This window comes from Billgrantia sulfidoxydans (assembly GCF_017868775.1).
In the GTDB taxonomy this organism is placed as follows: Bacteria; Pseudomonadota; Gammaproteobacteria; order Pseudomonadales; family Halomonadaceae; genus Halomonas; species Halomonas sulfidoxydans.
This window is the reverse complement of record NZ_CP053381.1, coordinates 2,607,718-2,631,607: the sequence shown is the minus strand read 5'-3', so window position 1 is coordinate 2,631,607 and position 23,890 is coordinate 2,607,718. Positions and strand designations below refer to the sequence as shown.

General features: G+C 63.6%; 22 protein-coding genes. 12 read left to right on the top strand and 10 right to left on the bottom strand.

The window, feature by feature from the left end; translation table 11 throughout:
• Positions 1-5: 5 nt before the first annotated feature.
• From HNO51_RS12135 to HNO51_RS12090, 10 genes are all read right to left on the bottom strand, one after another.
• A complete protein-coding gene (locus HNO51_RS12135) occupies positions 6-1,736 on the bottom strand; it encodes a PilZ domain-containing protein (protein WP_209537541.1) in 1,731 nt (576 codons plus the stop codon).
• 286 nt (positions 1,737-2,022) lie between these two features.
• A complete protein-coding gene (locus HNO51_RS12130; protein ID WP_209537540.1) occupies positions 2,023-3,033 on the bottom strand; it encodes a LacI family DNA-binding transcriptional regulator in 1,011 nt (336 codons plus the stop codon).
• 80 nt (positions 3,034-3,113) lie between these two features.
• Positions 3,114-3,632, bottom strand: a complete 519-nt coding sequence (locus tag HNO51_RS12125; protein WP_209537539.1) for a gamma carbonic anhydrase family protein — start codon at positions 3,630-3,632, stop codon at positions 3,114-3,116.
• A 12-nt stretch (positions 3,633-3,644) separates the two neighbouring features.
• Positions 3,645-4,577 (bottom strand): 3,5-dioxohexanoate:acetyl-CoA acetone transferase, encoded by a 933-nt coding sequence (gene kce / locus HNO51_RS12120; RefSeq protein ID WP_209537538.1) that lies wholly within the window; start codon positions 4,575-4,577, stop codon positions 3,645-3,647.
• 29 nt (positions 4,578-4,606) lie between these two features.
• Entirely contained in the window at positions 4,607-5,542 is a 936-nt protein-coding gene (locus tag HNO51_RS12115; RefSeq protein WP_209537537.1) for a 3-hydroxyacyl-CoA dehydrogenase, read from the bottom strand.
• Between the two features lie 18 nt (positions 5,543-5,560).
• Positions 5,561-6,334 carry an SDR family oxidoreductase gene (locus HNO51_RS12110; RefSeq protein WP_209537536.1) on the bottom strand — a complete coding sequence of 258 codons (774 nt, stop codon included), beginning with the start codon at positions 6,332-6,334 and terminating at the stop codon, positions 5,561-5,563.
• Between the two features lie 34 nt (positions 6,335-6,368).
• Positions 6,369-7,637, bottom strand: a complete 1,269-nt coding sequence (locus HNO51_RS12105) for a TRAP transporter large permease (RefSeq protein WP_209537535.1) — start codon at positions 7,635-7,637, stop codon at positions 6,369-6,371.
• A 2-nt stretch (positions 7,638-7,639) separates the two neighbouring features.
• On the bottom strand, positions 7,640-8,152 hold the full coding sequence (locus HNO51_RS12100; RefSeq protein ID WP_197447595.1) for a TRAP transporter small permease: 513 nt from the start codon (positions 8,150-8,152) through the stop codon (positions 7,640-7,642).
• Between the two features lie 59 nt (positions 8,153-8,211).
• Positions 8,212-9,210: a TRAP transporter substrate-binding protein gene (locus HNO51_RS12095; protein WP_197447594.1), complete on the bottom strand. Its 999-nt coding sequence runs from the start codon at positions 9,208-9,210 to the stop codon at positions 8,212-8,214.
• A gap of 692 nt (positions 9,211-9,902) precedes the next feature.
• Complete coding sequence (locus HNO51_RS12090; RefSeq protein ID WP_197447593.1) at positions 9,903-10,403, bottom strand: hypothetical protein; 501 nt, start codon at positions 10,401-10,403, stop codon at positions 9,903-9,905.
• Between the two features lie 150 nt (positions 10,404-10,553).
• Here HNO51_RS12090 and HNO51_RS12085 point away from each other — a divergent pair, with 150 nt between their 5' ends.
• The 12 genes from HNO51_RS12085 (at position 10,554) to motB (ending at position 23,881) form a co-directional block, all read left to right on the top strand.
• The gene (locus tag HNO51_RS12085) at positions 10,554-10,784 is read left to right on the top strand and encodes a DUF2835 domain-containing protein (protein ID WP_197447592.1); all 231 of its coding nucleotides are present in this window, start codon (positions 10,554-10,556) and stop codon (positions 10,782-10,784) included.
• Positions 10,785-10,969: 185 nt separating this feature from the next.
• Positions 10,970-12,190, top strand: a complete 1,221-nt coding sequence (locus tag HNO51_RS12080) for a GGDEF domain-containing protein (RefSeq protein WP_209537534.1) — start codon at positions 10,970-10,972, stop codon at positions 12,188-12,190.
• 157 nt (positions 12,191-12,347) lie between these two features.
• On the top strand, positions 12,348-16,379 hold the full coding sequence (locus HNO51_RS12075) for an EAL domain-containing protein (RefSeq protein ID WP_242597114.1): 4,032 nt from the start codon (positions 12,348-12,350) through the stop codon (positions 16,377-16,379).
• A gap of 29 nt (positions 16,380-16,408) precedes the next feature.
• Positions 16,409-18,094 carry an HD domain-containing phosphohydrolase gene (locus HNO51_RS12070; RefSeq protein ID WP_209537533.1) on the top strand — a complete coding sequence of 562 codons (1,686 nt, stop codon included), beginning with the start codon at positions 16,409-16,411 and terminating at the stop codon, positions 18,092-18,094.
• Between the two features lie 171 nt (positions 18,095-18,265).
• Positions 18,266-18,685 (top strand): flagellar export chaperone FliS, encoded by a 420-nt coding sequence (gene fliS / locus HNO51_RS12065; protein WP_209537532.1) that lies wholly within the window; start codon positions 18,266-18,268, stop codon positions 18,683-18,685.
• 7 nt (positions 18,686-18,692) lie between these two features.
• Positions 18,693-19,070: a flagellar protein FliT gene (locus HNO51_RS12060; protein ID WP_242597113.1), complete on the top strand. Its 378-nt coding sequence runs from the start codon at positions 18,693-18,695 to the stop codon at positions 19,068-19,070.
• Positions 19,067-20,374, top strand: coding sequence for a flagellar hook-length control protein FliK (gene fliK, locus HNO51_RS12055; RefSeq protein WP_209537530.1), 1,308 nt, complete (start codon positions 19,067-19,069; stop codon positions 20,372-20,374). The genes HNO51_RS12060 and fliK overlap by 4 nt, the downstream gene beginning before the upstream one ends.
• Positions 20,355-20,636 (top strand): EscU/YscU/HrcU family type III secretion system export apparatus switch protein, encoded by a 282-nt coding sequence (locus HNO51_RS12050; RefSeq protein WP_197447586.1) that lies wholly within the window; start codon positions 20,355-20,357, stop codon positions 20,634-20,636. Before fliK ends, HNO51_RS12050 begins: the two co-directional genes overlap by 20 nt.
• A 339-nt stretch (positions 20,637-20,975) precedes the next feature.
• Complete coding sequence (gene flhD, locus HNO51_RS12045; RefSeq protein WP_197447585.1) at positions 20,976-21,302, top strand: flagellar transcriptional regulator FlhD; 327 nt, start codon at positions 20,976-20,978, stop codon at positions 21,300-21,302.
• Between the two features lie 3 nt (positions 21,303-21,305).
• The gene (gene flhC / locus HNO51_RS12040; RefSeq protein ID WP_197447584.1) at positions 21,306-21,881 is read left to right on the top strand and encodes a flagellar transcriptional regulator FlhC; all 576 of its coding nucleotides are present in this window, start codon (positions 21,306-21,308) and stop codon (positions 21,879-21,881) included.
• Between the two features lie 183 nt (positions 21,882-22,064).
• Positions 22,065-22,937, top strand: a complete 873-nt coding sequence (gene motA / locus HNO51_RS12035) for a flagellar motor stator protein MotA (protein WP_197447583.1) — start codon at positions 22,065-22,067, stop codon at positions 22,935-22,937.
• Positions 22,934-23,881, top strand: coding sequence for a flagellar motor protein MotB (motB, locus tag HNO51_RS12030; RefSeq protein WP_209537529.1), 948 nt, complete (start codon positions 22,934-22,936; stop codon positions 23,879-23,881). The genes motA and motB overlap by 4 nt, the downstream gene beginning before the upstream one ends.
• The last annotated feature ends 9 nt before the right edge of the window (positions 23,882-23,890 follow it).

Here is a 23,890-nt window from a genome sequence, read left to right as displayed (position 1 = left end):
GCTTCTTACTTGGCGATCCGGACCCCGTAGTCAGCGGGATTGACCACTCCCTCGAGCTTTCCTATCTGCGCGAAGTCCTTGCTGGTCAAGACGCTGTCGATATTGGTGTCCTTGAAAGATAGATTCTTGATGACGTTGACTTTGGTGGGCATGCCCTTGGCATCGATATCCATGATCCAGGCCAGGAAACCGCCCGAGAACTTGGCCAGGCTGCCGATCGGGTAGAGACCATAATACTGGATGTATTCGACGAGGACGGTCTTGTCATAGGCTCCAGAGGCATCGTTGACCCAGCGGTAGGCATCGAGCGGCGCCCGCGGCGGAATGCCATTGCGCTCATGCGTCAGCTTGTTGATGGCCTTGAGCACGGAAACCAGCCTGGCCAGCTCCGAGAGCTGTTCACCTCGTTTGCCCGCCGGGTAGCCGGATCCATCGAGTCGCTCGTTGGCGTTGACCAGTACGTCGCGACAGGTCGGACTCGGCGACCAGCCCAATGCCTGCAGCTTTTCCTTGAGGGCGGCTACGTGCCCTTTCAGGATCTCTTTCTGGTAGGGCTTCATGTGGACCTTGAGGGACGGCAGCTCCTCGCTGACCAATAGCGGCTTGCCCATACTGTGCAGCAGCGCACCCAGGACGGCCTCGCGCACATGAGGCGAATGGGGATCGCGCAGCAGCATCATGTCCGCCAACTGGCCGGCTACCTGGATGGCATGGCGTACCCAGTCCGGCTCGTTGCGCAGGAACGCCAGCGCATAGAGGAGCGCCTTGCGATCCTGCCCTACGAGATAGAGCAGGGTGTCGGCACAGTCATACAGGATCTCCTCGGGGAAGAGGTGGCGGGTCTTCATGTACATCAGCCCGATCTGGATCTGATGGGCGATTTCCATCACCCCCCGCTGGACGGGGGAGCGTTGCGCGTGCTTTTGGCGCTCCTGCTCTTCTCGTTGCAGAATCTTCTTCTCCTTGGCACCGGGAATGAAGAGGGGGGAGTGCGTGGCCACTGCGTCATTGGCTCCCGTTCGGTAGGCGGCTTCCCGCTCGGCTTCCGAGACATAGTGGAACAGGGCTTCGGACTGCGGTGTGGTCAGGTTGATGAACTGGAAACCCACGGCTGCATGGCCGTGGTTGCCGAAGGGGCGCATGTGGCGAATGCTTGCTTCGGCGAAGAAGCTCACCCCGCTGGGAAATTCCAGGGTGATGCCCGGCACGCTCTGCCCCACGGTAATGGCAATGCTGTCGGCTATGTCGATATCCACCATGCAGCCGCCGACGGAGAGGTTGCGCAGGCGCCCGGGGATGCTGAGTTCGTGGAGGTAGACTTCGACGCTGACGCGTGCCTGCATACCCAGGATAAAGGGGATGCGGATCGCCCCGCGGCTATCCTGGACGAAGACGGATTCAGGCAGCTGGCATTCCAGCCGGTAGGTCGTGCTATCGGTCTTCAGGATCTTCGCCGACACGTTGCTGATGCTGTAGACCTCGCGCTCGCCGGCATCCGGGGCCTTCAGGGCCTCGATGTCGAAGCTCATGCCGCCACCGCTGGTGTACTGCTCGATGTCGGAGCCACTGTACTCCGCCTCCAGCACCAGCTGGCCGGCCTCCAGGTCCAGCTCGGTGACCTGGGCCGGCAGCGCATAGGGGGCGTTCTTCGAATGCACCGAGAGCTGGTGCTTGTGCTGCAGCAGCGACCGGATCACCTGGGCGGAGGGATTGCCGGAGCGTGGGGCGGCGTTCATAAGTTACCTGCGGAGTCGATCATGTGCCGAGTAGTGAATATATCTTAGGATGTGTCAAGGGAGGAGCCAGCCCAGACCCATTTTTTTGCGACAAGCGGCTGCTTCCGGCCATGTCGTTCGATCGCCCTCGGTCGGGCTGAACGGCGCCGTGCCAGCCGCAGCCAAGCATCCGAAGGGAGGCGCTGAGCCCCATGGCGGGCTTTTGTGGGAACGCGTATAGCGAAAGCCGGCGCATTCTAGGGGATACCGCTGGGAAAGGGAAACGGCAGTTACCCGCCACCTGCATTCACCGCGCCAAACGCTGGGTACTGCTGCGTAGCTTTGGCGTGACGGGCAAAGTGACGTGCTCCGGTGTGGTGTCTGTCTGGTGGATTTGTCCCATCAGCAGCTCCGTGGCTTTCATGATCATCTGGTCGACGGGCTGTTGCAGGGTGGTCAGGGAGTGGCTGGGCCAGCTCGCCATCGGCACATCGTCGAAACCGATGACCGAGACGTCATTCGGCACCATCAGGCCGAATTCATGACGCATGGTTTCCATCGCGGCAATCGCCATCACGTCGTTCGCACAGAACAGTGCATCCGGCGGCGATTTCGCGGCAAACAGGCGCCGCGTGGCATCACAGGCATCCGTGTAGCGGTAGTTGCCCACCTCCAACGCGTGGCAGGCTGCACCCATGGTGGCAAGCCCTTCGATAAAGCCGGCATGTCGCTGATGGTCGGTGGAGGAGTCGGGCAGCCCCGCCAGATAGGCGATGCGGCGATGGCCAAGGGAGGCGAGGTGTTGACCGGCCCAGTACCCGCCGCTGAAGTTGTCGCTGCCGACTTGGCTGATCCCCGCATAGTTCACGGTACGGTTGATGATCACTACGGGTATCCCGAAATCGGCCACTTCCTCTGCCTGGGCGTTGTCGAGGGTGATGGCCAACAACAGTACGCCCTCGACCTGGCTCCTGATGATTTCGTCGATAACGGTGTCGAACCCCCTATCTGAGGGAGCAAAGAACAGCAGCAGGTGATACCCCTGCTGCTGAAAGAACCGTGACGCCTTTTCCAGCATGAAGGCATAGAAAGGGTTGTCGAGGCTGTAAGTCACCACGGCAATGGTGCGACTGGAGCGGGTGATCAGCGAGCGAGCGATCGAGTTGGGGCGGTACCCCAGCTCCCTGGCCGCTGCCATCACCTTCTTGCGTGTCTTCTCCGCCACCTTGGCGTCGGAGGAAAAACTGCGACTTACTGCCGATTGGGACACCCCAGCCAACTTGGCCACATCACGGGAGGTTACGGATTTTCTTTTCATGCATCACTCTCTCAGGAGCCGGGCAGATCACAAGCAGCGAATCACCAGAATCGTAGAGCGTGTCTTGCCCGACCCTGCGCTCATAGCTTCCCCAGAGACTGATACTGATGAATCTTCTTCACGTAGACGGCACTGTTGTCCAGCGCCCCCTGGACTTCTTCATCGGTCAATTCCCTGACCACCTTGGCGGGGCTGCCGACGATAAGTGAACGCGGTGGGAACTTCTTGCCCGAGGTGATCAGGGCACCGGCCCCGATGATGCAGTGTTCGCCAATCTCGGCGCCGTTGAGCAGCGTGGCGTTCATGCCGACCAATACACCGTCGCCGATGCGGCAGCCATGCAACATGGCCAGGTGCCCAACGGTGACCTGACGGCCGATGACGACCGGGTGGCCCGGGTCGGTATGCACCACACAGCCATCCTGCAGGTTGCTGCCGGCGCCCACGGTAATCGGCTCATTATCGCCGCGCAGCACGGCACCCGGCCAAACGGTGACCTCACGGTCCAGGTGGACGTTTCCGATCAGGGTGGCTTCGTTCAACACCATGGCGGAAGGGTCGATCTCGGGGGCATGGCCTTCGAGTCGGTAAAGGGGCATTAGCCAATCTCCTTAGAAGCCGACCTTGTCGGCACCTTTCAGCTGCAGCATGTCGCGCGCTTCATCGGGCGTCGCAATCTCGAAGGAGAGCCCCTCGAGGATCTCACGCACCTTTCTCACCTGGCTGGCATTGCTTTCGGCCAGCTTGCCCGGGGCGAGCCACAAGGAGTCCTCCAGCCCCACGCGAACGTGACCACCCATGGCCGCCGCCTGAGCGGCAATGCGCATCTGGCTGCTGCCGGCACCCAGCACTGACCACTCATACTCATTGCCGAACAGCCGGTTGGCGGTGCGGCGCATATGCATCACGTCTTCCGGATGCGGGCCGATGCCGCCTAGAATGCCGAACACGCTCTGCACGAAGATGCGTCCCCCCACGATGCCGCGATCCATCACGTTGCGCAGGCTGTAGAGGTGGCCGATATCGTAGCACTCGCACTCGAAGCGTGTGCCGTTCTTGCCGCCTAGCGTCATCGCTGTCTCGATGTCGGCGAAGGTATTCTTGAACACCAGGTCGCGGCTGTTTTCCAGGTGGGCGCGCTCCCACTCGTGCTGGAAGTTGTCGTAGCGATTGAGCATGGGGAACAGACCGAAGTTGATCGAGCCCATGTTCATCGAGGCGAGCTCCGGCTTGAACTCCATGGCGGGGCGCATGCGTTCTTCCACGGTCATGTGCGGGCTGCCGCCGGTGGTGAGGTTGATGACCGCGTCGGTGGAAGCCTTGATACGCGGCAGGAAGCGTTCGAAGACGGCGGGGTCCTGCGTGGGCTTGCCGTTCTCGGGGTCCCTGGCGTGAAGGTGAAGAATTGAGGCGCCGGCCTCGGCCGCGGCGATGCCCGCTTCGGCGATCTCCTCCGGGGTGACCGGCAGGTGCGGTGACATGGAGGGGGTATGAATGGCGCCGGTTACGGCGCAGGTAATGATGACCTTGTGTTTGTTCGCCATGGTGTGTGTTTCCTCGTGGTTGGCGGCTGTCAGGAAGCGGAAAGGTGGCGCTGGTGGGCCATCAGCGCCATGAGGCGACGGTCGCGCCAGGCTTGCCGCTCGGCGAGCCCGTCGCTCGGCAGCTGCTCGCGGCGCGCTTCGCCCAGTGCGGCGAGGTTCGTGGTTTCCCACGGATCGTCACCGCCGCGCTGGCGATCGACGTCGCGGTACAAGGGGCCGTAGCGCTGGCCGTAGTCGACCACCCCGGAGGGCGCATTGAGGTCGATGGTCTCGAAGGGCCCCATGAACGACCAGCGCAGCCCCAATCCATGCTTGACGGTCTTGTCGAGATCCTCGGCGGAGACGTAGCCATCTCGGAACAGGCGCAGCGCCTCGTTGAGCAGGGCGCCCTGCAGGCGGTTGAGGATGAACCCCTGGATCTCCTTGCGCACCAGGATGGGGGCCTGGTTGGCCTGCTCCATCAGGCGCATGGTGCGGTTGACCGCGGCTTGCGATGTGGCGGGCGCGGGGGCGACCTCGACCAGCGGGATCAGGTAGGGCGGGTTCACCGGATGCGCGACCAGGCAGCGCTCCGGGTGGCTCAGGTGGTCGGTGAACTGCGAGGCGGCTATGCCCGAGGTGGAACTGGCCAGCACGGTATCGCTGGCTACCACTGCTTCCAGGTCGGCATAGATGCGCCGCTTGGCCTCGACGTTCTCCGGGCCGCACTCCTGGACGTACTCGACACCTGCCATGGCTTGCGTCAGGTCGCTTTGTGTCTGGATACGTGCCAGTGGGGCGTCCACGTCCTCGATCAGGCCGGCCTGCTGGAGGTCAGTGAGGGATTGGCGGATGGCCTCCCGCGCCTTGTCCAGGGCGCCTGCGTCCACGTCATAGAGAGAAACGGACATGCCGGATCGGGCGAAGACGATGGCCCAGGCACGACCGATCAGGCCGGCGCCCACGATACCTATTCGAGCTGTCATGTAGGGCTCCTTTTGCCGTCACAGGGATTCGACGTTGGCGCAGACGCTCAGCGCCTGGCCCGAGATGTTGGCGCCGCCCGGCGCCGACAGGAAAAGCGCCATGGCCGCGATGTCGGTGGGCTCCACCATGCGGCGCATGGAGATCTTGGAGAGATTTTCCTTCTCCATCTCGGCATAGCTGATGCCCCGTTTGGCGGCACGATCCTCGATGACCTTTTCGATGCGTGGACCGCGCACGATGCCGGGCAGGATGGCATTGACCCGTACCCCCTCGGGGCCGAGTTCGCAGGCCAGGCTCTTGGTCAGTCCGACGACGGCCCATTTGCTGGCGGCATAGGGCGTGCGATAGGCAAAGCCCAGGCGGCCGGCGACCGAGGCCAGGTTGATCAGTAGGCCGTGGCTCTTGCGCAGGAGTGGGGCGGCGCGATGCGCGACGCGGTACTGGCCGTTGAGGTTGATGTCGATGGTGCGGTGCCAGCTTTCGTTATCAATCTCGTCGATGCTCGCGGTAGGGCCGGCAATTCCGGCGTTGTTGACCACCACATCGAGCCCGCCCAGGGCGGCGGCGTCCTGGAACAGCCGCTCGACATCCGCTTCCTGGCTGACATCGGCCTGGGTGTGCGTGATGCCCTCGGGCAGCGCGGCCAAGGCCTGGGCGTCGATATCGCAGACGTGCACCCGCCCCCCTGCTTCCTGGAAGGCCTTGGCAATGGCCAGGCCGATGCCGTTGGCGCCGGCGGTTATCAGGACTCTGAGGCCATGGCGAGGCGCCAGGCTTTCAACGACGTTCATGGGTCTCTCCTAGTCAGGTTGACCTGGGTAGGGCTTACAACGAAGGCAGCCAGGTGGAAAGGAAGGGCAGCAGGCTGATGATCAGCAGGTTGATGAGCACGATGCCGACGAAGGGCATGACGGCCCAGGTGAGCCGGGCAATGCCGATGTTGGTGATCTGGGACGCAACGAACAGGTTGAGGCCGACCGGCGGCGTGAACATGCCCATGGCCAGGTTGACCACCATGATGATGCCGAAGTGAACCGGGTCGAAGCCGAAGCCGATGGCAATAGGCAGCAGGATCGGCACGAAGATCAGGATCGCCGCGGCCGCCTCGATGAACATGCCGGCCACCAGCAGCAGGAGGTTGGCCAGGATAATGAACAACAGCGGGCTGTCGATGGCCGAGATCACGAAATCGGAAATCATGTTTGGCACCCTCAAGCGCTGCAGGATGCGACCGTAGAGCCCTGCGGCGCCGATGATGCTGAGCACCACCGCGGTGGTGACTGCCGATTGCTTGAGGATGCCCACCAGGCTGGCGAGCTTGATTTCTCGGTAGATGACGAAACCGATCAGGAAGGAGTAGGCAACCGCCACCACTGCGGCTTCGGTCGGCGTAAAGATACCGCCATAGATGCCCCCCAGAATGATGATCGGCATCAGGATTGCCAGAATGGCTTTCCGCCCGGCCCGGAGGACGTCCTTGAAGGAGCTCTTTTCGTTGCCTCCCAGGCCGTTGGCCTTGGCGAAGAAGTAGGCGAAGAGCAGCAGCGTCAAGGTGACCAGAACGCCCGGCAGGATGCCGGCGATGAACATGTCGCCCACCGAGACGTTGGCGGCGATGCCATAGAGTATCAGCGGGATGCTGGGAGGAATGATCACGCCGAGGGCGCCGGAGGCGGCCTGGTTGGCGGCGGCGTAGCCGCCGGGGTAGCCCTTGGCCAGCATGGCAGGGATCAGGATGGAGCCGATCGCCGCGGTAGTCGCTGCCCCAGACCCGGAGATGGCGGCGAAAAACAGCGAGGTGACGATGGCGACCATGGCCAGGCCCCCCGTCATGCTGCCGACCAGCGTATTGGAGAAATCGACCAGGCGCTGGGAGATGCCTCCCCCTTGCATCAGGTAGCCTGCCAGGATGAAGAACGGGATCGCCATCAGCGGGAAGGAGTTCACCGAGGCGATGAGCTGCTGGGCGATGACCAGCATCGGCATCAGGTCGCCATGCCATACGGTCACGGCAGAAGCCAGGCCGAGCGAAAAGGCGATGGGAACGCCGATGAGGAACAGGGAAATCAACACCAGGAACAGGAGCAGTGCCATGGTCAGTTCACCTCCTGTTTAGGGCTGTACGGTTTGCCGAGTGCTTCATCGATCAGCAGCCCCACGCTGTTGATCAGAATGACGACGCCACCCACGGGCACCGCAAGATAGGGCCACATCATGGAAATCCGGGTGCTGGGAGCGGTCTGGCTCGAGACGCGTTCCACGATATCCAGCCCGTACTTGACCATGATGAAAGCGAACAGCGCCGAACACAGGATAATGGCGATCCGCAGCAGGCAGCCCAACGTCTTTCCTGCATATTCCAGCACGATATCCACGGAGATCAGCGCGCCCCTGCGATAGGCGTAACCGGCCCCGATGAAGGTGAGCCAGAGCATGGCAAAGCGGGCAATCTCATCGGAGAAGAACAGAGGTTTTCCTATCACGAATCGGGCAAATACCTGCCAGAAGATGAGCACGGTCATCACCAGCAGGAGTGCGGCCAGCCCCCAGCCAATCAGGCGGTTAAACTGGTCGATGGCCCTATTGGCCAGCAATAGATAGGTCTTCATGGGCGCCTCATGCGTCAGCATGGCGCCCGCAGGGCTTCAGCCTGCGGGCGCCGTGGGGCTCAGTACTCGTAGTTGAGGGCAGCGTCGACAAGGTCCTCGCCGACGGTGGGGGCCCATTCGTCGATGACGGGGCGGACAGCCTCGCGGAACGGTTCGAGATCGGGGTGGGTCACGGTCATGCCCAGTTCCTCGAGTTCACCGAGGTAGCGCTGCTCGAGTTCCTGGCTGGTTTCACGCTGGACGGGCAACGCGATTTGGGCCGCTTCCAGGATGATGGCCTGGTCTTCCTCGCTGAAGGAGTTGAAAAGGTCCAGGCTCATCATCAGGGGCGCCGGAGAGTAGACGTGCTGGGTCATGTTCAGGTAATCCTGAACTTCATAGAAATTGACATCGTAGATGGTCGCCAGTGGGTTCTCCTGGCTATCCATCACGCCCTGCTGAAGCGCAGTGTAGACCTCGGTCCAGGCCATGGGGGTGGCATTGGCACCCAGCGCTTCCCAGGTATCGACCTGCACGCGGCTTTCCTGGGTGCGGTGGTTGATACCTTCCAGGTCGCTGGGATGTTCGAGCGGACGCACCGAGTTGGTGTTGTGGCGGAAGCCGTTCTCCATCCACGCCAGGAACTTGACGTTCATGCCCTCTTCGGCCAGTCGAGCAAGCTCTTCGCCATGCTCGCTATCCAGGAAGGCGTAGGCATGCTCGTGGTTCTCGAAGACATACGGAAGATCGAAGAGCATGAACTCGTCGACGAACCCCCCCATGGGGCCGGTCGAGGTGATGCCGGCGTCGATCATGCCCATCCCCATGCCCTCGACGACCTCTCGCTCGGCCCCAAGGGCATTGTCGTAATGGGGCTCGATAGCCAGACGGCCGCCCGAGAGGCGTTCGAGCTCCTCGCCAAACTTGAGAATGCCTACACCCTGCTGGGATTCGGGGCCCAGCGGGAGGCTGACGTCGATGACACGCTCTGGCTCGGCAAGAGCGGAAGTTGATGTGGCCAGAGCGACGGCGGCTGCCAAGGAGGTGAGGGGTAGGGACTTGGTCTGCAAGCGGTTCATGAAAAACTCCTGATGAAGCCAGCGTTAGCGCTGGGCGCGTTATCGTTGTGGTCTGTTACCTGAGTCGATGTGGGCTCAACAGCCGGTATCCAACCAAAAGGCCAAGCCCAGGGGTTGTTCTAGGTGATAGCGCATACGTATGCAATGAATGGTAGGTTCATTGCCAAACCTGTTCTTAATAACTATTTGAAATTAAAGTAAATATACTTTAGTAGTAGAAAGTGAATACGTATTCGTTAAACTTTAAAATCGATCTGGTGGGCGGGGCTTCACCCGGGGCGTGCGAGCCTGAAGAGGGCCCAGGTGAAGCCAATATGAAAATGGGTCTGGCTGGAAGCTGGTGGGAATCGCCCGGCTGCCTTGGTGGCGGGAGAGGCGGGGCCCTCCTGTCATGGCGGGATGGTCGAAGTCACCCAAGCAGAAACTGCTCTACCGCTCAACTGCCAGCGCTGCTCTGCCGTCAGCGCAGTGAGTAAAAGAGGTGCCAGACCCACATCACTGCCGGGCGTTATGTCGCCTGCGGCCTGACTGCCAAATAGATATACCGGCTGCAATGAGGGAAGGGTGGCGGGGAGATAGGCCGTTACTGAGGCTTGAGCAGGGCATGGCCCCCTCCCTTTGGGCTTGCAGCATGGCGTTACTGCATTAAGACAGCAGTTTTATTGGCATCTTCGCCCGGGAGGGGGCACGCTTCAGTTGGCAGGATTCAGCTCGGTGATCTTGAGCGTGGCCGGCTGCATCTGGTCGCTGCCGTGCACGCCCACCCAGACGTTGTACATGCCGCTGGGCGGGTTCTGGAACATGACCACGGGATCGAGACCGCTGAAGTCGTCGTTGCAGTACCAGCGTCCATCGGGCGCATTGACGACCAGGGTGGTATCGGCGCTGGAAGTGACCGTGATGTAGAGCGGCATGCTGCCGGCGGTGTAGTGCAGGTCGATGTCCGGGGCGCTGGCCATGATGTAGCCGGTGCAGTTCGGGCCCAGTTTGGCACTCACCGGCGTGGAGCCGCCCGCCTGCAGGCTCTGTACCCAGGGGTCGGGGGTGAAGCCGGCGGAAAGGTGGTGGCTGCCGTAGCTGGGCTCGGCGGTCCAGTCCGGCTCCTGCGCCTGGACCGTAGCGAGTGAAAGGGCCGTGCCTACGATCACGGCGCCGCCCACCAGGGGGGCGCGGAAGAGAGCAACTGTGTTCAAGGTGACGTTCCTGCGTGGTTGAGCGCGGGGCTCTTATCGTTGGTATCGTGTGACGCGTAGAATAAGCGCGAAGCTAGTGAATGAGAAGTCGCTGATGCGCACCGCGGGGTCGCCACCTTTAAACGCAACCTACTGGGCCGGTTGAAACACATGCCGAGTGTCGATGTCGTGTTGAAGCTGTCCGCCGAGGCCTGCCTCGCCCATTACCAGGGCAGGGTGGGGCAGGTGCTGGCCATGAGCCTGGATGGCCGGCGCGTGGCGTTCCCTGCCGAGGCGCTGCGCCACGTGGTGAGCCGGGATGGCGTGCATGGCGTCTTTCGCCTCTGCTTCACGCCGGAGGGGCGCTTCCGATCGATCGCACGTCTGGATCGGTTCGCATGATGCATGCGCATTGAAATGGCAATGAAATGGCACGATGTTCGTCGCATATCGAGTCTTTCGGGCTCGTTACCGTGAGCTTGCTCTGATATAACGACGAAGCTGCACAGTTACCCTCCGTTCAGGCAGGCGTGCGGCATCTCCGTTACCGGCCATCAGGAAGTGCGGCCATACGACAAGGCCCTACCATGCTCTTGAGCAAGTCGCGTGAGCCTCGTGAGTTCCACAGCCGGCGCCTGGATGCACTGGCCGAGCCGCCCGAAGTGGGGCATGAGCTGTTCGTCGGCTTGAGCGTCCTGCGCGATACCCTGAGCAGCCGCCACCACTCGCGGGACTTCGCTTTCGCCCATGCGCGCTACCTGCGCAGCCGCGTGCTGGCCCTGGCGCTCATCTTCGCGCTGCTCTCGCCGCTGTGGATCGTGGTGGATGCCCTGGTGCTGCCGAGCGAGCTGCTGTACCTGACCCTGGCGGGAAGGGTGGGGCTGCTGCTGGGGCTGGTGGCCGTGCTGGTGCTGGCTTATTGCAGCCGCGAGCGGATCTGGCGCATCCGCTTCTGTGCCGGCATGCTGCTGGCCCTGCCGGCGGGGTTCTACCTGTTCGTGCTGGTCATGCTGCCGGCGGAGCAGCTACGCAACTTGGTGGGGTATGGGTTCATCCCCTTCCTGCTGGTGGCGGCGCTGAGCGTCTTTCCCTTCACCCTCATCGAATCGCTCGCGGCCGGCCTTGCCATGCTCGGGCTGCTGGCATTCTCGCAGCTGAACGACGGGAGCTGGATGAGCGGCCGCGGGCTGGAGAGCGTCTGGCTGCTCTCCAGCCTGTTGCTGGTGTCGCTGGCGGCCAACCACTTTCAGCTCAGCCTGCTGCTGCGGCTCTATCGCCAGGCCACGCACGACCCGCTGACTGGGCTCTACAACCGCGGTGCGCTGGAGGTACATCTGGAGAAGGTCCAGGCCTGGCAGCGTGACATCGAAGGGCAGGATAGTCTCGGCAGCGTACCCTGTTCGCTCCTGCTGGCGGACCTCGACCATTTCAAGCGTATCAACGACAGCTACGGCCACTCGGCTGGCGATAGCGTGCTGTGCCAGTTTGCCGAGCTGCTGGAGCACCAGACGCGCCGTCACGATTGTGTCGCGCGCTATGGGGGCGAGGAGTTCGTCATCATCCTGGTCGGCAGCGGCCAGGCCAGGGCGCTGGAAGTCGCCGAGCGCATTCGGCATGCCGTGGAGGAGACCGAGTTTCACGGCCACGCTGGCGAGCCCATACCCGTCACGACCAGCATCGGCGTGACCCGCCTGGCGCAGGACGAGCCGGCGCAGGAGGCACTCAAGCGGGCCGACGAAGCGCTCTACCGGGCCAAGCGGGAGGGGCGTAACCAGGTGGTGGCCGCGCTGGACCCAAGCGACGCTTGAGCCCGCAGGTCCATGAGTTCAGTGGCAGGCAATGGCCGGCTCCTGCACGGCGATCCTGTGGCCACGCCTGGCGATCTGCACGACCCTCGCCGAACTCCTCAAGTCTTCCGGCTCGCTGCCGATAACCCTCTCAGGGAAATTAGCGAGTGGGGACCGAATGCCCAACAATTCTCAGCAAGTGGCGCTCCATGCCTGGCTGGTGCTGGTGCCGGTGTTGCTGCTGATCATGGGCATCGTCAACGGCCTGGCCACTTGGCAGCTCCCGGTCGAGTGGCAGCCGCCCGGCATCAGCCTGCCCATCATGGTGCTGGTTGGCGGAGGGCTGTTGGCGACGCTTGTGAGCAGGGTGCCGTTGGCCCAGCTCTGTGGGGCACTGCTGCTGCCGATCGGCCTTTATGCGCCGCTGCTGGCATGGCTGGCTTCCGCGTTTGGCGAGGCGTTCACGTTCGGGCAGCCACCGCTGACGCCGATGACCAGCGTCGCGGTACTGATCGTTGCCGCCTGCCTGATGGCGGGCAATCGCTCGGTGCGCGCCCGCTTGTCCTGGTGGCTTGGAGGGGCTGGCCTGTGCCTGGTGGGGGGAGTGAGTGTAGTGGCGGGGCTGCGGCCCGACCTGCTGGACATCGGCCCCTGGGATAGCGCCTTCGCAACGCCTTTCATCGCCTTGCCCGCGCTGCTGAGCGGTACGGCCATGATGCTGATGGCACGGCACCCGAGCGTGGTGCTCACGCTGAATCGCGGGATGATCCTGGCCTTGACTGGTGGAGTGCTGGCCAGCGGCATTGCCTGGTATGCGCTTACCATGCAGCAGTACGATGCCAGGCAGCAGCACGCCGCGGAGCTGTTCTTCACCTTCAAGGTCAGCGCCGAGCGTGTGGTGGACAACAAGCAGCGCGAGATCCAGCGCATGGCGGAGCGCTGGGTCGAGTTTGGCGGCCTGCCGCCCCGGCGATATCGGGAAGTGGAGGTCGATGGCTACTTTCGTGACATGCCGAGCCTGGTGGCGCTCCACTGGCAGTCCGGGCTCGACGAGCAGCTTCGCTGGGGGCGGGAAAAAGGCGATTTTCGACTCGCCGGCTGGGTGACGAAACACGATTGGCTGCTGGACTGGCTGGCGGTGGGTGGCCCCTACCCACGCTGGGTGCTGCCGGACGAAGCGCACCCCGAGCTTGCCCTGGTCTCCGTGCCGCTGTCGCCTCCCGCCCATGGCAAGCTGATCGCCGTGCTCGATCTCACGCGCCTGTTTCGCGAAGAGGTGAATACGCTGGTCACCCCACTGCGCCTCTCGTTGCAGAGTGATGAGAGCCTGTTGCCGATCAACCACCGCCAGGATATCGAGGGGGTGGAGCTCAGACGTGGCCTGGTGATGCTGCCGGGCGGCGCGGCCATGAAGATGCGCGTCCACGATGCCGGTCCGCAGAGGGCCAGCCTGACGGGGCTGATGCCGTTGGGCGTCGCCGTGGGCGGGTTGGTCATGAGCTATCTGTTGGCCTTCAGTCTCGGCATGGCCGGCCTGGGCCGGCGCCGTTCGCTGGCCCTGGCGCGCACCCAGCGTCACCTGAGGGCACAGCAGCGCGTACAGACACTGATTGCGCGGGACCAGCCTCTGGAGGATACGCTGAAGGCGATCTGCCGGATCGTCGAGGCCCAGGTGCCGGGTGGCATCGCGTCGATCATGCTCTGCGACGAGGCGCAGCAACGGCTGGAGCGACTGTACAGCGTCAGCCTGCCGCAAGCCTACTGCGAGGCGATCGGGGAGGTGACGATAGGCCCTGATAACGGTGCCTGCGGCCGTGCGGCATACCTTCGTGACTTCGTGATATGCGCCGACCTGGCCAACGATCCGCGCTGGGTCGGTTACCATGCGCTGACGGCTCGCCATGGCCTGAGGGCCTGCTGGTCCTGTCCGGTGGTCGGCAGCAACCAGCAGCTGTTGGGCACCTTCGCCATTTACTATCAGCGGCCGGGCGAGCCTGCGCGGAGCGACCGCCGACGTGTGATCGAGGCGGCCGAACTGGTCTCGCTGGCGGTGGAGCGTGAGCGTAACCGTCGAGCGCTGAAAGAGAACGAGCAGCGCTACCGTTCGATGTTCACCTACCATCCCGACGCGGTTTTCTCGCTCGACCTGGAGGGGCATTTCACCACGGCCAATGCGGCCTGCAGCAGCGTGACAGGCTACGCCCTGAAGCAGCTGATCGGCTTGCATTTCTCGAAGCTGGTGGAGTCGGACGACCGTGAGCGTGTCGCTGCCCTCTATCGCGATGCCGACAAGGGCGAGGCATTCCGCTATACGGTCACCATTGCGCATCGCGAGGCGCGCAGCGTCTATCTGGACGTGACCAACCTTCCCATCGTGGTCAACGACCGCATCATCGGCTTTTATGGCATTGCCAAGGACATGACGGAGCGGCACCGCCGCGAGACGGAGCTCCGCATCCTGCAGCGCAGCGTCGAGGCCAGCATCAACGGCATCATCATCAGCGACGCCCGGCAGCCCAATAATCCCATCATCTACGTCAACGAGGCGTTCGAGCGTATCACCGGCTACCGCCGCGACGAGGTGTTGGGGCGCAACGGGCGCTTCTTGCAGGGCAACGATACCGATACCCAGGCCATGGCGCAGTTGAGGCAGGCTATTGCCGAACAGCGCGAAATCAACGTCACGCTGTGCAACTACCGCAAGGATGGCACACCGTTCTGGAACAATCTCTACCTGGCGCCGGTGCGGGACGACGAGGGCGTCGTGACGCATTTCATCGGCATCCAGCACGACATTTCCGAGCGCAAGTCCTACGAGGCGAAGCTTTCCTATCACGCCAGTCACGATGCGCTGACGGGGCTGGCCAACCGCTCGCTGTTCGAGGATCACCTGATGCACGATGTGCTGCTCGCCCAGCGGCACGGGTGTCACCTGGCGGTACTGTTCCTCGACCTGGATGATTTCAAGCCGATCAACGACAGCCTCGGCCACGAAGTGGGCGACCAGGTCTTGATCCAGGCCGCCCAGCGCCTGGCTGATGAGCTCGACCCGGGCGATACGCTGGCCCGCTTCGGCAGCGATGAGTTCGTCATCCTGCTGCCCGAGCTGGAGCGCGAAGAGGATGCCATCCGCCTGGTCGAGAGGCTGCTTCCCTGTATCGGACGCCCGTATCGGGTTGGCGAGCACGAACTCTACATCGGCGCCAGCGTGGGCATCGCCTTCCTTCGCAAGGAGCTGGAAAATCCCGTCGAGCTGATCCAGCAGGCCGACATGGCGATGTACCGAGCCAAGCAGAAGGGGCGCAACGCCTGGGAGTGTTTCACCAGCGATATCAATGACGAAGTGAGCGAGCGCATGGCGCTGCGCAACGACTTGCAGGAAGCGATCGAGGCCGAGAACTTCGAACTGCACTACCAGCCCCTGCTCGCCGCACAGGGCGGGCAGGTGGTCGGCTTCGAGGCGCTGGTACGCTGGAAGCATCCGGTCAAGGGGTACCTTTCGCCGGGGCTGTTCATTCCGCTGGCCGAGGACACCGGCCAGATCGGGCCGATCAGCGAATGGGTGCTGCGCCAGGCGTGCCGTGACATGTGTCGGTTGGCCGCCAAGGGGTACGGCCGCTATCGCGTCTCGGTCAACCTCTCACCGCTGCAGTTCCGCCGCGCCAATTTCCTGAGCAACCTGCAGCAGGCGCTGCTGGAAACCGGCCTGTCGCCGGACTGCCTCGAGCTTGAGCTCACCGAGGGCATCCTGATGAGCGATACCGCGGCGGCCGTCGAGACGCTGCATCGTCTGCGCGACATGGGAGTGGAGGTGTCCATCGATGACTTCGGCACCGGCTTCTCGAGCTTGAGCTACTTGAAGCAGCTGCCCATCGGTAAGATCAAGATCGACCGCAGCTTCGTACGTGACGTCACTGTCAATCGCCACGACAGCGCCATCGTGCAGGGTATCATCTCCATGGCCCATCACCTGGGGCTGCTGGTAGTGGCCGAAGGCATCGAGGAAGCGGCGCAGCGCGACTTCCTGGCGGCGCACGGCTGCGACGTCTTCCAGGGCTTCTTCTTTGCCCGCCCGATGCCTCTCGAAAAGCTTAAGGCCTACTTGACGCAACGAGGCGCGGTGCCCGGACAAGGTGACAGCCTGTCGATACCGCTCGACGGTGAGGCGCTCACGGCCGGGGCTCAGTCGTGGCCAGACGATAACCACTAAACCATTACCGAAGGGGCGGGATAGCGAGGATGGCGCAGGTTCAGGACGAATTTCTTCGAGTGGGGAGCCCGAGCGAGATCGAGGCGCTGCTGGAGCGGTTGATCCAGCCCGGCGGAGCTTCACTGCTGCTTGACAAGCCCGACAGCACGCCCATGCCGGTGGTAGTGATGGAGCAGGCGGCGCCGCAATCCCTTCTGCTCGATATCACCGCCGTTCGCGAAATCATGGGTGAGCTCAAGCGCGGGGTCGGCTTTCGCCTGCTGGGGCAGGTGCAGGGCAAGATGATCCGCACGCCGGCGCTCAAGTCGCGGCAGGTCGAGACGGCGGGGGGGCGGGTGCAGTGTCATTGCGAATATCCTCACTATCTCGAAGAACTGCAGCGGCGCGAGTCCTTTCGTGCCCGCCTGCGACTGGGCATGGAAGTCGGCGCCATCGTGCGCGGTGCCGAGGGCGAGACCGCAGTGCAAGGGGACCTCAAGGATCTCTCCCAGCAGGGGTGTCAGTTGGAACTGCCCGCCTCGGCCGCTGCGCTGCTGGCCGAGGCCGTGCTGGTCGAGGTAGAGCTTTGCTTTCCCAACGATACGCGCTTCACCGTACAGGCGGTGCCGCGCCACACGGTGGCGGATAGCGATCGCCAGACCCTGAGAGTAGGGTTCCAGTTCGAGAAGTGTACCGCCGAGCAGGAGCGCAAGCTGTGGTTCTTCGTTCGCGAGATCGAGCGCGAGTCGTCGCGTTACGGCGATGATGCCGATGTCGGCCGCCTGCCCTCGATGCTGTTTCAGAGCCAGTCGGCAGGCGCCTCGGCCCCGGTCGGCAGGCGCAACCTGCAGGCCTACCCGACACCGATGGCGCGTCGGCTGGCACGGGTGGCAGGCTACCTCGATGCCCAACTGCTCGAGCTGCAGCAGGGTGACGAGATCGACTCGGTTCAACTCTCGCGCCATGCCGACATGCTGCTCCAACTGGCCGAGGAGGACATCGAGGCGCTGCTGTTCGCCACTCGTTGCCTGGGGCAGGAGCCACTACTGGTCCGCCATGGGCTTGGGGTTGCCGTACATGTGCTGGCCCTGGCTAACAGCGGCTCGGTGCCGCGGGACGTACGCAAGGCGCTGGCTGCCAGCGCCATGGTGCATGACCTGGGCAAGGGGCTGCTGCCCCCCGGCTTGCTGGCCGCCGAATCGCTGGGGCCAGAAGCGCGGGCTCGCCTCCGCGAGCACGTGATGCTGCTGAAGCAGCGGCTGGGCAGTTGCCAATGGCTGGCGGCGGGGGTCGTGAGTGCGGTCGTGGGTGGCATCAACGAACGCCTCGATGGCAGCGGTTACCCGGCGGGGGCAACGAGCGAAGGCTTGCCCGAGCTGGCCCGCATGAGTGCGGTGGTGGACGTGGTGGATGCCATGCGGCGCGACCGCTCCGACCGCCCCGCCTGGCGCATCGACGCGGTATACCGGCATCTGCTCAAGTCACCTGGCCAGTTCGACCCGCGCTGGGTGAAGCGATACGTGCAGCGCTTCGGGCTGCGCCCGGTGGGCTCGCTGGTGCGTTTCTCCGGCGGCGCGTTGGCCTGGGTGCAGCGGCTCGACCAGCAGGGCAAGCCCTTCCAGGTACAGCTGACCGAGCATGTGGCTCCGCCTGGAGACGCGCTCGGGGAGGTACTGCGCGGGGATGTCACGTCGCGCCTGGGAGAAATGGTCGAAGAGGTGCCCGTCTCGACGTGAGTGCTCCGGTGCGTGGCTAAAGTCGACGCGCTTCGCGCCGATAACAGGAAATAACCCCAAGGTCGCGGGCTTTTCACCGGAACCGTTGGCGCGAAGCCTGCCAAACTATCCGTAAAATGCCATATCGCCATCGTGACCGTTTCGCCGCCACGATTTTTCGGAGAACGACCCATGAGTACCATGCGAGGAGCTGCCGCTTACGGACGAGGTGCCGGTGCCTATGCCAGGGTTGGCGTCGAGAGCGCCGTGATGTCCGCCTCGCCGCATCAACTGATCGTGATGCTGTTCGACGGTGCCCTGAGCGCCATCCGCGCGGCGCGCATCCACATGCAGGCGGGCAATACCGTGGAGAAGGGCAAGGCCATCTCCAAGGCGCTCGACATCGTCAATAATGGGCTGCTGGCAGCGCTGGACATTGAAAAAGGGGGCGAGATTGCCGATCGGCTGGGCTCGCTTTACGACTACGTCGGTCGGCTGCTGCTGGCGGCCAACCTGCACAGTGATCAGGAGAGCCTCGACCAGGCCGAGAAGCTGCTGGACGACATCGCCTCGGCGTGGCGAGAAATAGGCGGCGCTGGAGCGCAAGGCTGAGATGGCGATGTCGACCACTCGTGCCGTACTCGACGGCTATACCCGACTCAGGCAACAGGTTGCCGTCATGCTCGAACTGGCACGCGCCGGAGAGTGGGATGCGCTCATCGAGCGTCAATCGGGCTATCTGCAGCTCGTCGATCGGGTCCGCCAGCTCGACAAGGACGCCAGGCTCGATCACGAAGGTCTGCAGTGCAAGGCCGAACTGCTCGAGGCCATTCTGGCCGATGACCTGGCGATCCGTGAGCAGCTGATGGCGCGCCGCAGCGAGCTCGGGCAGCTCATGGATACCAGCCGGCGCCAGCGTGACTTGCATCGCAGTTACGGCAAGCAGGCGGCCTCCGTGATCGATGCTGCCGGCAAGTTCGACCCGGAGACGTCGTGAGTGGCATCACGCCACTGCTCGATACGCTGCTTCATCAGGTGCTGGGCAAGCGTATCGATACCGCCCCGCCGCGGGAGTTGACCGAGCCGGTCAGACCGGTCGACCCCGGCGAGGGGCCCAGGGCGCTGCACAGCGATTCCCGCCTGGAGGGGCGCCGCCCCGGCATGGCGCCGCTGCAGGGCACCGCAACCCCCAATCAACGTGGCGAAGTGCCGGTATCGCGCAGCGACCCGGCGCCGTCTCCCGCATCCTTTCAGACCCATTTCAGCCCCTCGGCGCGTACCATTGCCGACCTGCTGGTACGCTTCCCGGCCCCGCCGTCGGTACTCAGTCCGAACTCTCCGCTGATGACCTCGGGCGAAGCCCCCAGCGCTTCTATCCTGGCCGAACGGCTGCAAACCGGCGTGCGCGACAGCGGACTGTTCTACGAGGCGCATCTTTCCCGCTGGTACCGCGGCGAGATGAGTCGCCAGCAGCTGGAACGTGAACCCCAGATGCTGCGCACGCTGCGCTTCACGCCGGCGGCACCGGCTAACGCTCCCGCCCCGGCGCCGGTGGCCGGTGCCGGGGCGCCGGCCACCGGTGCGCCGGCTACGGGGCAGCCCGGCTTGCTTCGGCCCGCGCCACCAGCCCCTGGACAGGCCTTGCCGGGGCAGGCAGCATCCGCAGCCAGCGCCTATGTCGCCACCGAGTCGCTGTATCCGGCAGCGGCGCGTGGCGAGAGGGCCGGGGGCGAGATGCCGGCACCGTCTCAAGCCCCGGCGCGCGACACCCCGGCGCCGGCGGCGTCACGGGTGGCAGGGGCGGAGCTGGCCGGGCAGGCGGAGGGCGAGCCGCCGGCTCGTGCCCGGGCCACGGGAGGGGAGCCGGTCCACGAAAGCCTCCAGGGGCTGGTCCGGCATCAGCTCGAGATGCTGGTCACACCCGTCTTGCGCTGGGAAGGGGACGTCTGGTCCGGTATCTTCATGGCCTTGATGATCCAACTGCCTGCCGGTGCCCGGCATGAGCATGAGGGCACCGAACAGGGTCAGGGTGAGGGGCAGCAGGAGGCCTGGCACTCCGAGCTCCAGCTCACGGTGCCAAGCCTGGGCGAGATTCGGGTGGCGCTGTGGCTGCAGGAGACACACCTTCGCCTTCAACTGCTGGCCAGGGAGGAGGGTAGCCTGTCGGTCCTGAAGAGGGGGCTGCCGCAGCTGGAGCAGCGGCTTCAGGAGGCGGGGCTGTCGCCGGTGCTGATCGATGCCGGCCCCTGGGAGGGGGGAGCAATGGACGGGGGAGGAGCCGATGACGGAGCCGAAGCCTGAGCGGCGACGCCAGGCGGTCGCGCTGGCCTACCGCGAGGGTGATGATGCCCCGCGAGTGCTGGCCAAGGGCTATGGCGACATGGCCGAACGGATTCTGGCCGAGGCCAGACGGCAGGGTATCTACGTTCACGATGCCCCCGAGCTGGTGGCGCTGCTGATGGGGCTGGATCTGGACGAGCGCATCCCTCCGATGCTGTACCAGGTGATCGCCGAATTGCTCGTATGGGTGTATGAGCTTGCGGAAGCGCAAGAGCAGCGTTGAAACGGACAGCCTGTTTTTTGTAAAAAATTGTAAACGAATGCGCTTTTTTCTGGATTTGTCAAGCCTTTAATGTGTCTTTTTTTATGTTGCGGCACAAGGCGTTAACAATTTAATCCTTGAGGCTTAGTCGCTTCATCTTTTCGGCTGAGGTTATGTTGCGTTGAGAAAGGTTGGCAGGTATTAAAACAGTGGTCACAATGCCTGTGTGAGATATGTCCTTATCAGGTGCTGCCTGGTCATGTCGTTGATCCATCCGACGTATCTCCAGGCCGTAGTCCTGAATAAGTGCTTTACAAGAAAACAAAGGACACGCGAATCAACAGCGTGCAGGGAAACTGAATGATGAACACGAATCACCTGGATGAGATCCAGGAGCTCAACCTCGCCTATCTGCTGCTGGCACAGCGCCTGCTCAACGACGACCGCGCGGCGGCCATGTTTCGTCTCAAGATCGATGACGAGACTGCCGATCTGCTCGTGTCGCTCGGTGCCGCCCAGTTGACTCGCCTGGCTCGCACCAACCAGCTGCTTTGCCACTTCGGCTTCGATGGCGCCGAGCAGCTGCGTCAAGTGATCGATAACCCCCGTGACAATGGATTGTCGCAGTTCCATGCCTCGCTGCTCATGGCGGGTCGTGGTACCGCATCCCTGTCGCGGGGGGTGTGAGCGATGTCGCAGAAAAGCCTCGTCGAGGAGATGCAGCAGGTTCAGCTCGCCATCGAGCTGATCGAACTGGGGGCTCGTCTCCAGGTGCTGGAAACCGAGACCGACCTGAGTCGTGCCCGCTTGATTCGCCTGTTCAAGGAAGTGCGTGGCATGTCGCCGCCCAAGGGCATGCTGCCCTTTTCCACCGACTGGTTCATCACCTGGCTGCCGAACGTACACGCCTCGCTGTTCTTCAACATCTATCGCAGCCTGGTCGAGGAGCAGAAGTGCGAGCGGATGCAGGCCTTCGTTACCGCCTACCGGCTCTACGGCGAGCAGGTCAGCATCGATCAGGCCGAGCCGGTGCTGGGCCTGACCCGCGCCTGGACCCTGGTCAGGTTCTTCGAGAGCGAACTCCTGCAGCTGTCGACCTGCACCCACTGCAGTGGCCGCTTCGTCGCCCATGCCCACACGCCGGACCATGACTATGTCTGCGGTATCTGCATGCCGCCTTCGCGCGCCGGCAAGACGCGCAAGCGCCGTGAGCGCGAGGCGGAGCAGGCCGTCGGTCGTGAGGTTTCGCTCAAGCGCGTCGGTTGACGTTGCTGTGACCGGCACACCTGCGTAGCAAGACGCCGCCTTCGGGCGGCGTCTTGTCGTTGGGGGCTGGATGGGTCGGCCGAAGGCCGGTCGTTCTTTTTAGCCCGCCGGGCCTCAAGTGTGGCGCCGCTTGGCCGATAAGCAATGGTAACGACGGCTTGCATCCATTGAAGGGTATCGGTTGTGCTGATTCTGCTGGGTTACCTCGTAGTCATAACGTGTGTCTTCGGCGGCTTCGTGCTGGCGGGGGGCTTCCTTGGGCCACTCTACCAGCCGACCGAGCTGCTGATGATCGGTGGGGCCGGGATCGGGGCCTTCATCGCTGCCAACAACGGCAAGGCGATCAAGGCGAGCTTCAAGATCCTTCCCAAGCTGCGGCGTACCAAGAAGTACAACAAACAGATGTACATGGAGCTGCTGGCAGTGCAGTTCAAGCTGCTGACCAAGGTTCGCCGCGAGGGCATGCTCGGCATCGAGCGCGACATCGACAGCCCGCAGGAGAGCGTGCTGTTCCAGGAGCACCCCAAGGTGCTGGCCGATCCGATGATCATGAATTTCCTGACCGACTACCTGCGCCTGATGGTGGCCGGTGGCATGGATCCGATGGAGATCGACGAGTTGATGCTCCACGAGATCGAGACCTTCGAGCAGGAGGCACACATCCCCGCGGATGCCATCGCCAAGGTGGGCGATGCCATGCCCGCGTTCGGTATCGTCGCGGCCGTCATGGGGGTGGTCAAGGCGCTGACCTACGCCGATGCCGGCCCCGAGCAGATGGGCGAGATGATCGCCCACGCCCTGGTCGGTACCTTCCTCGGTATCCTGATCGGCTACGGCTTCGTCAATCCGGTGGCCAGTACCATCGAGCGCCAGGCCAAGGAAGCGGAGAAGATGCTCCAGTGCATTCGCATCACGCTGCTGGCCAGCCTGCACGGCTACGCGCCGCAGCTGGCGGTGGAGTTCGGCCGCAAGGCCTTGCATACCGCCGAGCGCCCCGGGTTCACCGAGCTCGAGACCTATGTGCGTAATGCCAAGTCGGGTGCGGCAGCAGAATGAGTGCGGGGGGAGACAAGCGTCCGATCATCATTCGGCGCAAGAAGGTCGTCCACGCTCACCATGGCGGGAGCTGGAAGATTGCCCTGGCCGACTTCATGACGGCCCTGATGGCGCTGTTCCTGGTGATGTGGATTCTCTCGGTGGCAAGCCCGGAGGCGCGCGAAGGGGTGGCCGACTATTTCAGCACGCCCTTGGTCAGTGCCGTCACCGGCGGGGATCGTGCCGGCAGCACCCGGGCCATTCCCGGTGGCGGCCCCGACCCGGCTCACAGCGAGGGCGAGCGGGCGCGTATCGACACTCGCGAGTTCTCGCGTCCAAGCGAGCAGCAGCGGCGCTTCTTCATGGATCTGCAGCGGCGCATCGAGACGGTGATCGATGCCGACCCCGAGCTGCGCGAGTTGCGCCAGCAGATGCGCTTCGATCTGACGCCCGAGGGGCTGCGTATCCAGCTACTCGATACCGAACAGCGACCCATGTTCGCCATCGGCAGCGACCGCGTCGAGCCCTACATGCGCAACCTTCTGCGTACCATCGCGCCACTGCTCAACGACCTGCCCAACGACCTGAGTATCGGTGGGCACACCGACAGCCGGCCCTATGCGGGCGGCTACCGGGGCTACAGCAACTGGGAGCTTTCCAACGATCGGGCCAATGCGTCGCGCCGCGAACTGGTCGCCGGCGGGTTCGACTCGGACAAGCTGCTGCGGGTATCCGGCTTCGCCGATCGCGTGCTGCTGCCCGATACCGACCCCTTCGATGCGGACAATCGCCGGATCGAGCTGCTGGTACTGCTGCCGGAGGTGGCGGAGTACATTCGCCGGCCGAGCATTCTCAACGGCCCGGGCGTGCCGAGTCCGATGAGCACCCGCCTCGACAGCGAGGTCGACCTGGCGCCCGTACAGCAATTTACTGAAGGCCTGCGCCGTACCCTCAATCCCCAATAACCCATTTTG

What these genes read in the sequence shown, in the direction of transcription:
- HNO51_RS12135 (WP_209537541.1), bottom strand. Translation starts at nt 1,736, where the DNA reads ATGAACGCCGCCCCACGCTCCGGCAATCCCTCCGCCCAGGTGATCCGG.
- HNO51_RS12130 (WP_209537540.1), bottom strand. Translation starts at nt 3,033, where the DNA reads ATGAAAAGAAAATCCGTAACCTCCCGTGATGTGGCCAAGTTGGCTGGG.
- HNO51_RS12125 (WP_209537539.1), bottom strand. Translation starts at nt 3,632, where the DNA reads ATGCCCCTTTACCGACTCGAAGGCCATGCCCCCGAGATCGACCCTTCC.
- kce (WP_209537538.1), bottom strand. Translation starts at nt 4,577, where the DNA reads ATGGCGAACAAACACAAGGTCATCATTACCTGCGCCGTAACCGGCGCC.
- HNO51_RS12115 (WP_209537537.1), bottom strand. Translation starts at nt 5,542, where the DNA reads ATGACAGCTCGAATAGGTATCGTGGGCGCCGGCCTGATCGGTCGTGCC.
- HNO51_RS12110 (WP_209537536.1), bottom strand. Translation starts at nt 6,334, where the DNA reads ATGAACGTCGTTGAAAGCCTGGCGCCTCGCCATGGCCTCAGAGTCCTG.
- HNO51_RS12105 (WP_209537535.1), bottom strand. Translation starts at nt 7,637, where the DNA reads ATGGCACTGCTCCTGTTCCTGGTGTTGATTTCCCTGTTCCTCATCGGC.
- HNO51_RS12100 (WP_197447595.1), bottom strand. Translation starts at nt 8,152, where the DNA reads ATGAAGACCTATCTATTGCTGGCCAATAGGGCCATCGACCAGTTTAAC.
- HNO51_RS12095 (WP_197447594.1), bottom strand. Translation starts at nt 9,210, where the DNA reads ATGAACCGCTTGCAGACCAAGTCCCTACCCCTCACCTCCTTGGCAGCC.
- HNO51_RS12085 (WP_197447592.1), top strand. Translation starts at nt 10,554, where the DNA reads ATGCCGAGTGTCGATGTCGTGTTGAAGCTGTCCGCCGAGGCCTGCCTC.
- HNO51_RS12080 (WP_209537534.1), top strand. Translation starts at nt 10,970, where the DNA reads ATGCTCTTGAGCAAGTCGCGTGAGCCTCGTGAGTTCCACAGCCGGCGC.
- HNO51_RS12075 (WP_242597114.1), top strand. Translation starts at nt 12,348, where the DNA reads ATGCCCAACAATTCTCAGCAAGTGGCGCTCCATGCCTGGCTGGTGCTG.
- HNO51_RS12070 (WP_209537533.1), top strand. Translation starts at nt 16,409, where the DNA reads ATGGCGCAGGTTCAGGACGAATTTCTTCGAGTGGGGAGCCCGAGCGAG.
- fliS (WP_209537532.1), top strand. Translation starts at nt 18,266, where the DNA reads ATGAGTACCATGCGAGGAGCTGCCGCTTACGGACGAGGTGCCGGTGCC.
- HNO51_RS12060 (WP_242597113.1), top strand. Translation starts at nt 18,693, where the DNA reads ATGTCGACCACTCGTGCCGTACTCGACGGCTATACCCGACTCAGGCAA.
- HNO51_RS12050 (WP_197447586.1), top strand. Translation starts at nt 20,355, where the DNA reads ATGACGGAGCCGAAGCCTGAGCGGCGACGCCAGGCGGTCGCGCTGGCC.
- flhD (WP_197447585.1), top strand. Translation starts at nt 20,976, where the DNA reads ATGATGAACACGAATCACCTGGATGAGATCCAGGAGCTCAACCTCGCC.
- flhC (WP_197447584.1), top strand. Translation starts at nt 21,306, where the DNA reads ATGTCGCAGAAAAGCCTCGTCGAGGAGATGCAGCAGGTTCAGCTCGCC.
- motB (WP_209537529.1), top strand. Translation starts at nt 22,934, where the DNA reads ATGAGTGCGGGGGGAGACAAGCGTCCGATCATCATTCGGCGCAAGAAG.